This window comes from Nocardia sp. NPDC004168 (genome assembly GCF_040610355.1).
GTDB lineage: Bacteria > Actinomycetota > Actinomycetes > Mycobacteriales > Mycobacteriaceae > Nocardia > Nocardia sichangensis.
On sequence record NZ_JBEXME010000016.1, the window covers coordinates 75,575 to 89,052 of the forward strand.

The window sequence follows — 13,478 nt, forward strand, 5'->3', positions numbered from 1 at the left end:
TGTTCGCCAACTACATGTTCGCTCCGAGGACACGGTGGTCACCTAACGTCAGGGCTCCGAAAGGCCTGGCCGCCCAGCAGGCAGCGGATCTCCTGGTCCGGGTACGGGGTGCTCCGGCTCTCCTGCTGGAACGCGCGCATGAACGCGGACATCGCCGCGGCGATCGGCGCGTACCGGGTGATGACCGTGGCGGCCTGCCCAGGGATGCCCTCCGGCGGCTTACCCTCGGCGAAGGCGCACACCATCGCGGCGCGCGCCTCCCGGTCCTCCCGCCGGAGCCCGTACAGGGCCGTGACCAGCCAGTGCACCAGGTAGGTGGCGGTGTAGCCGCGGTCGTAGCTCTGGTGCTGGTCGAAGAACGCGGCCTCCTCCGGTGAGAGGTCGAACGCCGAGGAGAGCGAGAGGCCGTAGTCGCCGAAGTAGAGGCGTCGACCGTCGGTCAGGATGTTCCAGAAGTGCGCGTCGAGGTGCAGCAGCCCGCGGCTGTTCATGAACGCGGTGCGGGCGGCCAGTTCCCGCTCGACCATGGCGCAGGCCCAGTCGGTGGCCTCGTCGCCCGCCTCGATCTGGGCGTTGAGCCACTCGTGCAGGTTCTGCGGGATGTATTCCAGGAACAGCACGATGCTCGCCGAAGAGTTCTGGAGGGCCTCGATCCGGTGGCGTACCTGCGGTCGGCCGTCCCAGTAGGCGACGGCACGGTCGATGTCGGCGAGCTCCTCCGGCAGCGGCGTCGTGTCCGGCAGCACCCGCCAGTGGTACATCAGCGGGAAGCCCTCGTGTTCGGCGGCAAGCACCCAGTTCGTCGTCATGGTGTGCACGGCGAGTTCACGCCAGGCTCCGAAGCCCGGCCCGCCGATGAGGCCGACGCCGTACTGGCAGAAGAGCGGCATGTCGAACAGGTTCGCCGTGGACCGGACGTGCTCCGGCTGCCGTTCCAGGTCGGTGAGGGGCACTCGCTTCATGAAGACCGGGGTTCCGGCGACCTCCAGCAGCGCCGACTTCCCGCCGATACCGGCGCCGATCGGCGTGGCGGTGTCCACGAGCTCGCGCAGCGCGGGATCGCTGTGCAGCGCCAGGGCCGTGGAGACGGCGCTGTGGGCTTGCAGACGCGCCGGGCGCGCCATGTGGCGGGTCGTCGCCGCGTCACGGGATATCGCCGCGCCCGGGGAGGAGGACGTCACTGCGTGCGGGGAGTTCGCTGCGGTCTCCACGTGAGCGCCGACCTCGATTCAGCCATGGCCACGCGGTCGTACCGGCGGCCTGCGGAGCGGGCAGGAGGCCGGTCCGCAGGCCGCACCCGACGGCGGTCCCGGCTTGTCCTCCGGAACCGCACTCTACGTCACGAGCTCCACGTAGGCGTCAAGTGACGGTCCGAGGCTACGGGGCCGCTGGCTTTCGACATGCCGCCGATCCGCAGCACGGCCACGGACCATACGGTTGTCCGACTGCACTCGGAGATACGCACAGCGCCCGTCGCGCCGCATGCCGCCGCGCTGGTCCGGCATGCAGACTCCCCCTGACCGGGAACGTCGCCCTCGGGCCGAGATGCCTCGCGTGCCAGGATGACGCGATGAGCACCGTGTTCAGGCGGCCGGTCAGCGAGGAAACCGTGATTCTGTTCATGGATTACGGGCAGTTCCGCATCGACGGTGGCGTCGAGAGCCCGGTCGAGGAACTCGAACTGCTCGACCGGGCGCTGGCGGCGCACCCGTTCGCCTCCGATGGGCTGGCGGTGGTGGTGTTGAGCCCGCACCAGAACAACTTCCATATGCCAGTAACGGTTCAGGTTTGGGACGAGCGGCCGCCCGGCGATCGCGCCGAGTGGCAGCAAGTGTGTGAGACCCGGTTGCGAGTCGGACCGGAGGGCACACTGTGCCTGTCGTCGCCCACCGACGGCGCGGTCGACTGCCCGGTTCCGGAGGGCCAGTACCTGATCGAGATCAGCGGCCGTGGATTCGTCAACTACGGCTGGCCCGGGTCGACCGAACCCGGCGACGTGTGGCGTATCCGGCTCTGGCCGGACGACGGCAGCGAACCGCTACCGGCCATGCAGTGGAACATGCCCGGATACGGTGTGCCCGAGAATGTCCCGCTACCCGAGGTCACCGCGTCGGTCGACGCGGAGGAATGGGTCGTCGTAGTCGACGACAAAGGCTCTCGCCGCCTGCACATCGACGAACTACCGGCGCAAGCGGCCGCTTTCCAGCGGCAGCGTTGGGGCGGGGAGCCGATACCCCGGCTGGAAGATCACCCGGGCGCGGAAGACCTGGCACGCCATGACCGCGCGATCGCCGAGGCGATCGCCACCATGGGTGATCCCGAGTTGCGGCGCCTGGCGCGCTGGTCGGCGGCCCAAGCCTGCGCGAAAGCAGGCCTCGGCGACCGGCCATGGGTGCGGCCCGCCTTGGCGGCGCTGCGGGACGGCCGACCGCTACCGCCCCCGTTCGACGACGTAGACGCGGCCATGACCCGACTGCACGACGAGGACTTCGGCCCGCCGGATGACGAACACGTCGGCGCAATGGAAGCAACGATGGTTCTCGGTTCGGCCGGTACGACGGCGAACCCCTTCGACCTGGGTCCGATCCACCGTCCGTCCTTCGCACTGCCCACCATCATCGACGCGAACCGACCCGACGCCCTCGATGCCGCGATGACGACCCTGTACGCCACGGGATTGGTCTTCGGCCCCGAGGTGGACACGCTGTTCGCCGCGCTCAGAGCGGAATTCGGGATCCGGTGAGCCGAACGGCGAGGACGGATCCGTATGGTGGGATCCGCAGCAGTGACGGCTGTCGGATACACCGCTGGCACCAAACACACCCTGGCCTACCAACCGACCGACACCACATCGGCGAACGCAGTGGCCTGGGCAGAGATGCGCAACCGCGAGGACGGGACCTGGCCGGCGCGAGGGACGTTCGAGTACTGAGCCCGCTGGGCACGCCGCCCAACGAGGTCGCCGGCAACGAGCTCATGGCCAACACGACGGACACCGCGCCCCCTGGGCCCGGGGAGAACGTTGGGGGCACCGAATTCGAAGGGCGGACCCGCGACGCGAACGGCCAGTGGTACAACGACGGCTACCCCACCAGTCACGACCGCGACGCCAACCCGGCAACTGAGCCGCGGTCCGCGCCGAGCGCGGGACGGTGGGCCGTCCGGCCCGCAGTGTCGGACTCGGCATCGGCATCCGAACGTCTCTGCATGGCCGCCACCGGGGCACGCGACATCAGACTCTTTCAGTAGTCCGCGGTGTTCTGACACATGGCACAGCCGCAAGTCCCCGCTCGGCCCGCCGCGTTCCATTACGCTGACCGGGGCGGACGTCAAGGCTGTCACGCGATGCGCGAATTAGCTGTATTCACAACACTTTTCGGTAGAGAGGGGAAAGCCGATGTATGAGGGTGGCTGTCTGTGCGGGCAGATCCGGTTCCGCGCCTATGCCGAGGCCGGATGGCCGCACCTGTGCTCGTGCCCGCACTGCCAGAAGCTGGCCGGCGGGCCGGTCACAGCCTGGGTCGATTTCCCGCTCGAGAAGTTCGAATGGACCGGTGCGGGCGGTGAGCCGACCTGGTTCGCAACCTTCCCGACCACCAAACGCGGCTTCTGCCCCAATTGTGGCTCGCTCGTCGCCGCGATCGACGACGGCGGCACCGCCATGGGGATCACGATGATGGCCCTCGACGACCACAGCGCGCTCACCCCGGTACACCAGTCCTTCAAATCCCACGCCGTGCCGTGGCTGCCGGTGATCGAAACCGTCGACGGTGGTTCGTAGTCCTGGGCGCTCACCGCGCCGAGCAGGTTTTTGGGCCGGTCGTGGCGGCCGACGATGACGGCGACGGGGCCGGGGATCCAATCGGCGCCCCACCGAGGACCGACGCCCGGGCCCACGTCAGCGGGGCGCCAGGTGGCCCTCGCGCGGTGATGCACTGAACACTCGAGTACAAGATCCTTACCGGCACGTCGACGACTTCGCCTGCGCGAAGCGGTGATAGGCCCGGTATCTATTGCCACTGCGGGGATTTCATGTTTGCGAGTCGCCGAGCGACGGGTTAAGGATGGCTACATGTCGCATGCCACGCTGTCTCTGCGTGAACTCCCTAGGCTACGCACCCGCCACATCGCGCAGATCGGTGGACTGATGCGCCCCGGCACGCACCGTTCCCCCTTGCTGGAATTCGGCGAACGGTTCGTCGTCTCGCCGCCAGGATTTCCGACCATGCTGGTCACTTACGACATGGACGATGTGCGAGGACTGTTCGCCAACCACGACGACTTCTCGGTCGGGCAGGTGCTGAGCCGCTTCTCCAGCCACGACATGATGTTCGGCAAGCAGACGTTGATCTTCCTCGACGGTGACGAACATCGCCGCGAACGTAAGCTGTTCGCACCGCCGTTCCAGAGCAAGGCACTCCGGTCCTACGAGGACCTCATGGTGGAGGTGGTCCAGCGCGAACTGCCGAGCTGGCCTGTCGGTGAACCGTTCGAGTTTCTGAAGGTCGGCTACGACCTGGCCATCGGCGTGCTGCTCGGCGTCGTCTTCGGCGACGTGGCCGCGCCCCGCAAGGACCGGCTGAAACAGGCGGTGAGCCGGTGGTTCGGGGAAATAGAAAGTCGCGGTTTTCTCGCCGTCACCTTGCTCACCCCGCTGGTCGGCGGCTACACGTTGCCCTACCCGCCGCTCAGCCGCCGCCAGGCCGAGGTCGACGCCCTCATCATCGAGGAAATCGCCGCGCGCCGGTCCACGCCCGGTGACAGAAACGGCCGGAAGGATGTGCTGTCGCGGTATGTCGGCACCGAACTGGATCAGCACGACGACGCCGCATTGGCCCGCAATATGCGTGGCATCCTGCTCGGCGCCTACGAGACCACCGCGATCACGCTCGGCTGGATCGCCGCCATGCTGGCCGTCCACCCGGCAGCCATGGCCGAGCTCGATGCAGCGGTCGACGCAGGCGACTCCGCCCGGCTCGACGCATACCTCGACGCCGTGGTCGCCGAAACAATGCGAATCCGCCCGGTGTCACCGTTCACCGGACGGCGCGCACTGCGCGACACCGTGGTCAACGGAGTCCACGTCCCCAAGGGGGCCATCGTCATAGTCCCGATTCTCCTCATTCACGAATCACCACGGCATTACCCGGACCCGATGACCTTCCGCCCTGAACGCTTCCTCGACGAGCCGCCGAACGGCCGCACCTGGCTGACCTTCGGCGCCGGCGCGCATCGCTGTCTGGGTGCCCAATTCGCCTTGGCGGAAGCGCGCATCCTCTTCCGCACCATTCTCGAGCATCGTCGCATCGGTGCGGCCACCGGTCTCGTCGAGCCCCCACGTCGCTATCACACCGGCCTCAGCCCCGCCTACAACGCCCGGATAACCCTGCATCCCCGCTGATCAGACCTGCACCACGGCAGACTGATTCGCCGTCGCGGGAGTCTTCGAGCAACTGGAGTCGTGCAGGTGCCAGCGCGGCCGCGCCATCACCAGAGCACGCTCAGCGGAGAGGCCCTGCTGGTGGTCGACGATCGCGAACGATCTGCGGGCCGAAAGACAGCGTAGAAGGTGAACGTCGCCTGCCAGCGCGCCGCGTGAACGTCGATCCAGGTACCGGCGGCGGTCTCGCGCAGCATGACCTCCTGGAACAACTCCCGCTGTAAATCGGGCATCGCTCGATGCGCGGCGCACCCTCCCGGTGTCCGGTCGAGCTGCACCGCACCTGCGGATCGGGCCTCAATTTCGGCCGATACCAACATGTTCCGCAGCGACATGGTGTCTCATTGCCATTGATCGGCGGTGTTCTGGATGACCGATGCAACCAGTCAGGAGAGTGCCCGCGTGCCACGTGAAATCGATTCGGCTGTCTTCCCCCATCTGGATGCGGACCTGGACCGGGTCCGTGACGTTCTCGGACCCGTTCGGCTGGAGGGTAGGCCTGAACTGGCGGCGCTCACAGCGGAAGGCCCGGATACCTCGCGCCGCTTGGTCCGTCCCACATTGACCCTATTGTCGTACTACCTGCTCACCGATCCCGCGGCCCCGGCCGACGACCGGGCGGTGCGCGCCGCCGCTGCCGTCGAGTTGCTGCATCTGGGCTCGCTCTACCACGACGACGTCATCGATCACGCATACGAGCGTCGAGGCCGTCCCAGTGCCAATGTGGTGTGGGGTTCGCATATGGCCGTGTTGGGTGGGGACTCTGTGATGCTCACAAGTGTGCGCATGCTGGCCGAACTCGGCGGGCGGGAAGTCCTGGCGGGGGCAATCGCCGGTGAGCGGATGTGCGCGGGCATGGTGATCGAGGCCGCCGACCTCTACGTGGCCTCCCGCAGCGAGCAGTCCTACCTGGACGCGATCGACGGCAAGACGGCGGCGGTGCTCTCGCTGGCATGCCGGGTGGGCGCGATGCAGGCCGGCAGGCCCGACGATCAGCAACAGGCGTCGGCCCAGTTCGGCCGGTACTTCGGACTGGCCTACCAGCTGTATGACGACATCCTCGATTTGACCTCCACCGCCGAAGAACTGGGTAAGCCCGTCAACGCGGATCTGTCCGCGGGCATTTACACACTGCCCGTGATCCGCGCGGCCGCCCGCAACAGAAGCCTTGCTCGCCTGTTGCAGAGCAGAATGACACTCGAGCAAGCCGCGCGCGCCCGCGAGATCGTCATCGCCTGCGGCGCCGTGGACGAAGCACAAACGGTGGCTGATGAGTTCATGGACCGGGCCGCCGGTCAGCTCGCCACCCTGCCCGTCGATCCGGGCGCTCGCCACGCGATCACCGCCTACGCCCGGTCCATACTCGACCGGCGAACTCCTGGTCGCGCGGTCCCCCGGCGTTCGACGCAGCCGCCTCGAACCCGCGGCGATGGGCTTCCGCCGCAGCTCGGGCGATGGTTGCGGAACTGGCTGGTGGACACCGGCCTTGCCGTCTCCTCTACCGAGGCGGACTACCACCGGTGGACGGGGGCGATCCAGATCCCGGCGCAAACATTGGCCCCAGCGGCGAACGAGGCCCGGGAACAGACCGCCTACGGCATGGCCGTGCTGGTCCTCGCCTGGGACGACCTTTTCGAGGATCCACAGCTGAGGGACCCGGAAGCCGTGACCGCCTTGCGACGTGGCATGGTGGCGACGTTGCGCCAGGACCCGGAGAAACCGTGGCGGCCCGGCGCGATTCCGACGGCTTGGGCGAGCATATGGCCGCGCCTGCGCGAGGGCCGGACCATCCGCTGGCAGAAGCGGTTCCTCGACGGCATCGAGGAGTGGTTCGAAGCCGCCGAACGCGAAGCCCATCATCGCATCAGTGGCTACGTCCCTTCCACGGCCGACTACCTGCCGATGCGGATGTCGACCAGTGGGATCGAAACCGCCATCGCCTGCATGGAGGTGTACCACGACCGGGAACTGCCATCGACGCTGCGGGAACACCCCGTGATCCGCCGTCTCGAGGAACTCGCCTTTTGGGTCACCTTCGTGGAGAACGACCTGGTGGGACTGGATCAGGACGAGGCAGACCGAGTTCCTTACAACCTGGTGCGGGCGGTCCATCACGAAACCGGCTGCACTCGCGACGAAGCCGTGGACCAAGTGCGGCGCCAAGTGGCGGATCAGCGCGCCCAGCTCGAGGCGGTAATCCACTACGTCCCCGCGCTCCTGCGCGTTCTTCCCGGCTTGGCGGGGCAGGGGAAGGACTACGCGGAGATGTATGTGAACATTACGAGCGTGGGGCTCTGGGGACGTGAAAGCAATCGGTATACGCAAACCTCCGCTGTCGCAGCGCCGGATCTCGAACGCTTGCGCCGTGAGGTCTACCTCCCGGCCGACGAACCGGCTCCTACGCCGTCGTAAGCTCCACAGCCGGGCAAAGCAGAGTCATGTCCCGCACCTCCACCGTGTGGTCGCGCGGGATGCCTCCTCAGTGCTTCACCGACTGTCCGGACCCCTTCGGGCTCCAGGTGCGCATCCACATCGTAGGTCGAAGAGAGGAACGGGTGCGCCGATGGAAAGCGATCAGACCGACGAGGGCGCTCGCGATGAACCAGGCTAGTTGTACGGCGAATCCCGTCAATGGCGTGGCGTCGGAGAAACCGGCTGTGGTCGAAGCCTGCATGGCCCCATAGGAGGGCAGCCAGCGCACGAAATCGCTGTCCGCCCCAGCACTGGCGATGGGGTTCTGTACGGCCATGTCGAAGCAGCTGATCATCGCGATGGCGAACATCCCCTCCACCTCTCGGCGCAGCAGCGCGCCGAAAGCCACACCCAGCGCCCCGTATGTCATCGCCGCGCCGAAAAGCGCCGCGGCGAGCAGGACAGGCTGCCGCGGCGACCAGTAGCAGCAGATGACCGCCGTGGCGTACACGCAAACCACCACCGAGGCCACCACCAGGCAGGCGATCTTCGCCAAACCGGAAGCGACCCGAGGGTACCCCGCCATCGAGAGGCGCCGGTCGAATGCGCCGCTGCTGAAAGTGGCAGCGAACATCATGAAACCTATGATCAGCGAGACCGCCATCAGGGCGCCGCTGACCTGAGCGAGCTCGTTACCGTTGGCGCGCAGAACCAGACCGGTGTCTCGAAGCCGGAACGGCACCGCGAGGTCCGTGACGGCCACGCGGACCACGGTGATCAATATGGGAAGGAAGAAGGCCACCAACAGCATGGCGAAACGGTTACGCGCGTGCTCGATGAGACCGTAGCGCGTGGCGATCACGAACAACCGCACACGATCGCTCATCCGGCATTCTCCTGTCCGCCTCGTAAGACGCCGTCGCGCAACCGCCACACCTGGTCCAGCTTGTCGGTGTCGTGAGCCAGATGCGAGACCACCAAGACCGACCGGTCGGTGTCACGGAATTCCGCGACCAGATCCCAGAAACGCAGATACGTCTCCCAATCGAAACCCTGATACGGCTCATCCAGCAGCAAGACCTGCGGATCATGCATCACCGCCAGCGTCAGGTTGAGCTTTTGCCGCGTACCGCCGCTGAGCGTCCCGACCCGCTCACCGGCGTACTCCGCGAAACGCAAGATCTCCATGGTCTCCTCCGCGCGGCGCAGGTCCGGGATCGCATAGGCCTCGGCGAAGAAGTTCAGGTGCTGACGCACTGTGAAGGCGTCGTTCAGGATCACCTGCTGAGGGCAGTAACCGAACCGCCCACGGTGGCGGACCCTCCCCCGGTCCGGTCGCAGCTCTCCGGACAGAACCTTCAGCAGCGTCGACTTACCCGCCCCGTTCTCACCGACGATGCCCACCAGCATCCCCGGAGGCAACACTATGTCGATGCCACGCAGCACCGACCGTCTGCCGTACGCGTGGTGGACGTCCTCCACCTCCATCAACGCCCCCGATCCAGTGGCCCGACAGCGGCTCGAATGCTATCAATCGACAACGAAACCCGGTGCCGGAACCCCAATTTCGCGACACCGAACCGTCGCGCGGAAGGTGACTTTCTCCGGGCTGTGGTATCCGAGTCCGCATATCCGATCGGCGGCCGGGATGAGTTGCCGGGCAGCCCGACAAACCGGGCATGGCTCCCAATCGCAAACAGCCGCAACGGTTTTTGGCTCGTGCCGGTGTCACCGCAGCGTTGATCTCGGGTAGCGCGACGTTCACACTGAACTGAGCGCAAGTGCCGTCTCCAGTGATCGCTGGGAACGGCATGCTCAGCGGTCGGTCCCGGGCAGCACGCAGAATCAGTCACGGAAAAGGTTGGCTTTGCCGCGATCGTGCACACTTGAGCTACTCGTCCGAGTCGCCACAGAGGGGGAATTCGAATGGACCCGGCCACCATAGTCGCCACCGCGGTCGCGGTCGGCGCCGCCGCCGGTCTCACCGATACTGCCAAGCAATCCGTGACCGACGCGTATGCGGCGTTGAAGGGTCTACTCACCCGCCGCTATCGCGATGTGGATCTAGCACAGGTGGAGGCGGACCCGGACGCCGCCGCCGAACGGGAAGCCCTCGCGGGCGCGCTGGAGGCGTACGGCGCCGCCGATGATCACGAATTACTCACCACAGCAACAGAACTCATTTCCGCGGCAGCGCGAACGGACGTGGGAGCCGCCGGCGTCGACCTGGAGATGGTAGAGGCCGCCGCGTTGCGGATCAGCCGCGTCACGGCAACCGGCACCGGTGTGCGGGTGCACGGCGGACGATTCAGCGGGGATATCCACATCGAGGACATCGATGCGGGGGCCGGTGACTCGTCACACCCCGGCTGAGCGCGGCGGCCTCGACCGACGCCCCCGCGCCGACCACCCATATCGTCACTCGGCTCTCCGACGTTCACGCCCGCGACATCTATCTCACAGCAGGCATTCGCGTGTCGTCTCCGGCTACCAGCGTGGTAGTCGTCGGCCGGATCCCCCGGGAGCCACCACGATTCGTCGTCCGCGACGAGCTGGCACGTCTGCGTCGAGCACTGGAGCGCCCTGCGGCGGCCGTCGTCGTCACCGGACTGCGCGGCGCGGGCAAGACCCACCTGGCGGCCGCTCACGCACGCTCACTGTTCGATTCCGGACAGGGTCTGGTGGGGTGGGTCAATGCCGAAACGCCGGACAGCACACTGTCCGGACTCGCCGATATCGCCCAGCGGCTGGGCGTCGCCGACCCCGACGGCGACTCGGCGGTGTCGGCCCGGCGGTTACGCGATCACCTCTCCGGAGACACCGTCGCGGCGCTATTGGTGTTCGACAACGCCACCGACGCCGACCACCTCCGGGAGCTGTTGCCGACCGGCGGCCGCACGCGCATCGTGATCACCAGCGTCGACCGGTCCTTCGCGGCCTTCGGCGATGCGGTCGACGTCACCTGTTTCACTCGCCCTGAATCGGTGCGCTACCTCGCCGACTCGACCGGACTCGGCGACGACGGTGCCGATCAGGTCGCCGAGGACCTGGGTGACCTGCCGCTGGCACTGTCCGCCGCCGCGGCGACGATGGTCGGTCGCCGCCTCGGCTACGCGCAGTACCGGCAGCTGCTGCACGACAGCCCATTGCCGACCGTATTGCGGCGCACCGCCGGTCACGACTATCCCCGGTCGGTCGTCCAGGCGATCTCGTTGTGCATCGAAACCACCGAGGGCGTCACCGGCGATTACCAGCTCGGGGCCGACGTCGCCTGGCTTCTGGGTGCGATGGCCATGCTCTCGCCCGGTGGCGTGCACCGATCCCTGCTCGCCACCAGCCCCAGGCGAGTCGACGAGGCACTGGAACGATGTGTGGCTGGTTCCCTGCTGTCCTGGTCGACTTCCGGCGAGGCGCTGATCATGCACCGGCTCGTGAGCCGCGTGCTGCGCGAACGCGGTTCGAATACGCAGTCCATCAGCTTGTTCCGGCGAGCGACCGCGGCACTTCGTAATCGGGCTCCTGCCGCGCGGTCCACGGTCGAACTCGTCCGGTCCGCGCTCGCCATCATCATGCGCAATACGTTTCCGCCCTCGCAGGCGTGGGCGCGCCGGCAGGACGGCGCGCATCTCGTCGATCAGATCGACGCGCTGTGGGACACCGGAATGGTGCACAGCAGCACCAGAAAACATGCCGCGGCAATGATCGCCGTTCGCAGATGGGCCGTCGAGCAGCTGACCGAGGCCGCCGACACCGCCAGAGCGCTGACCCTCGCGCAGGATGTCGTCATCTCCAGCGAGCAGATCCTCGGCGGCGAGCATCCCGATACGTTCACTGCCCGATATCTACTGGCCCGGGCCCACGCCGCCTGCGGCAGGCTCGATGAAGCAGCCGCCCGGCTCGAGGCGTACCTGACCGACGCCGGGCAGGTTCTCGGACTTGCCCATCCCGTCACGCTGGCCATGCGCTTTCAACTGGCGGACACGTACCTCCAGGCCGGGTTCCTGGACAAGTCCAGGGCCCTGCACACCGAGAACATCGCGCACAGCCAGCAGGTATTCGGTGCGGACGCGTACCAGACCCTCAACTTTCGCGGCGGGCTCGCTCAGGTCCACCTGTCGGCGGGTCACCTCGCGGACGCGATCGCCATCTTCGAGGATCTTCTGCCCGTCTACCTGAGGGTACTCGGTGCCGATCACGTCGATTCGTTCCTCTGCCTGCACAAACTCGCCCGCGCTTACGGGGCGGCAGGACGCACCGACGAGGCCGTCCCGCTGCTGCGGAAGAACCTCGACGACGCCATGCGGATCTTCGGAGGTGATCATCCCGTCACGCTGGCCTGCCGCAACAATCTCGCCGAGATCTACGAGGCCATCGGCAGAGCCGACGACGCCGTCCGTCTCGGCGAAGCAAACCTCGTCGAGCGGCTGCGGGTCCTCGGGCCGGAACACCCGGACACACTCATAACCCGCCACAACCTCGCCTGTGCCTTGCAGACGGCCGGGCGGCTCGCGGACGCCATCGCACTTTTCGAAGCGAATATCGCCGATTTTCCCCGGATACTCGGTTCCGACCACCCGATCACCCTGCTCACTCAGGGCGGGCTCGCCATCGCCTACAGCGCGTCCGGACGCTGGGACGAGTCGATCGCCATACAGGAAGCCTCCCTGCGGGATCGCCTCCGGATTCTCGGTCCCGACCATCCCGACACCCTGAAGGCGCGCAACAACCTCGCCGACGCCCTGGGAGTGCGGCAACCAGGACGGGCCATTCCATTGCTGGAGGCCAACGTCTCCGCCAGCGCGCGAGAACTCGGTCTCGACCACCCCGACACCTTGACCTACCGGTACAACCTCGCCGCCGCCTACCACGCGGCAGGCCGCATCGATGACGCCCTCACCAACCACCGAACCACCTTGACCGACCGACTGCGCGTCCTCGGACCAGACCACCACGCCACCCTCGCCTCTCGCGACAACCTCGCGGCCGCGTACCGCTCAGCCGGTCACCTCGACACCGCGATCGACTTGTTCAAGACGAATCTCGCCGAGTACCACCGCGCTCTTCCCGGCCATCCACGGCTCCGGAGCACCCGCAACGCGCTTGCCGACACCCTCCGAGCCGCAGGCCGATTCGAGGAAGCCATTCCCCTGTACGAGGCGAACATCGACCAGCAGGAGTTCGGCCCCGACGACTCCCTCACCGGGCGTTCGATCAACGGACTCGCGCTCGCCTATCACGCGGCAGGCCGATTCGAGGAGGCCGTGCAACTCTTCGAGACAATGTTCGACCAGACGAAGCGAGCCCTCGGCAGCGACCATCCACTGGCTGACGTGGTGCGCGACCATCTTGCCGCGGCCGAGCAGGTAGCCGAGACCCATCGGCGGCATCCTACGAACCCGCCGGCCTGAGCTTCGATTCAGCCACATCCCCCTGCGGCGCAGCAGCAGGTCAACCCAGGAAACGATGCAGTTCCAGGCTCACTCCGTCTGATCAGGCATCAAGTGGACGACGGAGCCTTGACCGCCCGCCCAGTTTCAACCCGCGGTAACGGTCACCAGCGTCCCGTGGCAGCTGCGCTCCTCACGCTCGCGTGACCTGTCGAAGATCGAACACTCCACCAGCGAAA

At 66.9% G+C, this 13,478-nt stretch carries 10 protein-coding genes; 6 read left to right on the plus strand and 4 right to left on the minus strand.

Annotation, left to right across the window (positions count from 1 at the left end; all coding sequences use genetic code 11):
- Positions 1-38 precede the first annotated feature (38 nt).
- Positions 39-1,211, minus strand: a complete 1,173-nt coding sequence (locus ABZW96_RS25405) for a protein kinase family protein (protein ID WP_355078124.1) — start codon at positions 1,209-1,211, stop codon at positions 39-41.
- A 359-nt stretch (positions 1,212-1,570) separates the two neighbouring features.
- Between ABZW96_RS25405 and ABZW96_RS25410 the strand changes: the two genes are divergently transcribed.
- The 3 genes from ABZW96_RS25410 (at position 1,571) to ABZW96_RS25420 (ending at position 5,401) form a co-directional block, all read left to right on the plus strand.
- Positions 1,571-2,743 carry a hypothetical protein gene (locus ABZW96_RS25410; protein WP_355078125.1) on the plus strand — a complete coding sequence of 391 codons (1,173 nt, stop codon included), beginning with the start codon at positions 1,571-1,573 and terminating at the stop codon, positions 2,741-2,743.
- 654 nt (positions 2,744-3,397) lie between these two features.
- Positions 3,398-3,781 carry a GFA family protein gene (locus ABZW96_RS25415; RefSeq protein ID WP_355078126.1) on the plus strand — a complete coding sequence of 128 codons (384 nt, stop codon included), beginning with the start codon at positions 3,398-3,400 and terminating at the stop codon, positions 3,779-3,781.
- A gap of 291 nt (positions 3,782-4,072) precedes the next feature.
- Positions 4,073-5,401, plus strand: a complete 1,329-nt coding sequence (locus ABZW96_RS25420) for a cytochrome P450 (RefSeq protein WP_355078127.1) — start codon at positions 4,073-4,075, stop codon at positions 5,399-5,401.
- Positions 5,402-5,487: 86 nt separating this feature from the next.
- Here ABZW96_RS25420 and ABZW96_RS25425 read toward each other — a convergent pair whose 3' ends face one another.
- Positions 5,488-5,775, minus strand: a complete 288-nt coding sequence (locus tag ABZW96_RS25425) for a hypothetical protein (RefSeq protein ID WP_355078128.1) — start codon at positions 5,773-5,775, stop codon at positions 5,488-5,490.
- Positions 5,776-5,842: 67 nt separating this feature from the next.
- Between ABZW96_RS25425 and ABZW96_RS25430 the strand changes: the two genes are divergently transcribed.
- The gene (locus tag ABZW96_RS25430) at positions 5,843-7,852 is read left to right on the plus strand and encodes a polyprenyl synthetase family protein (protein WP_355078129.1); all 2,010 of its coding nucleotides are present in this window, start codon (positions 5,843-5,845) and stop codon (positions 7,850-7,852) included.
- Between the two features lie 67 nt (positions 7,853-7,919).
- Here the strand turns inward: ABZW96_RS25430 and ABZW96_RS25435 are convergent, their stop codons facing one another.
- Positions 7,920-8,720, minus strand: a complete 801-nt coding sequence (locus tag ABZW96_RS25435; protein WP_355078130.1) for a hypothetical protein — start codon at positions 8,718-8,720, stop codon at positions 7,920-7,922.
- A 14-nt stretch (positions 8,721-8,734) separates the two neighbouring features.
- Positions 8,735-9,340 carry an ABC transporter ATP-binding protein gene (locus ABZW96_RS25440; protein WP_355078198.1) on the minus strand — a complete coding sequence of 202 codons (606 nt, stop codon included), beginning with the start codon at positions 9,338-9,340 and terminating at the stop codon, positions 8,735-8,737.
- Positions 9,341-9,778: 438 nt separating this feature from the next.
- Here ABZW96_RS25440 and ABZW96_RS25445 point away from each other — a divergent pair, with 438 nt between their 5' ends.
- Positions 9,779-10,225, plus strand: coding sequence for a hypothetical protein (locus ABZW96_RS25445; protein WP_355078131.1), 447 nt, complete (start codon positions 9,779-9,781; stop codon positions 10,223-10,225).
- A gap of 101 nt (positions 10,226-10,326) precedes the next feature.
- A complete protein-coding gene (locus ABZW96_RS25450; RefSeq protein ID WP_355078132.1) occupies positions 10,327-13,260 on the plus strand; it encodes a tetratricopeptide repeat protein in 2,934 nt (977 codons plus the stop codon).
- Positions 13,261-13,478: the final 218 nt, after the last annotated feature.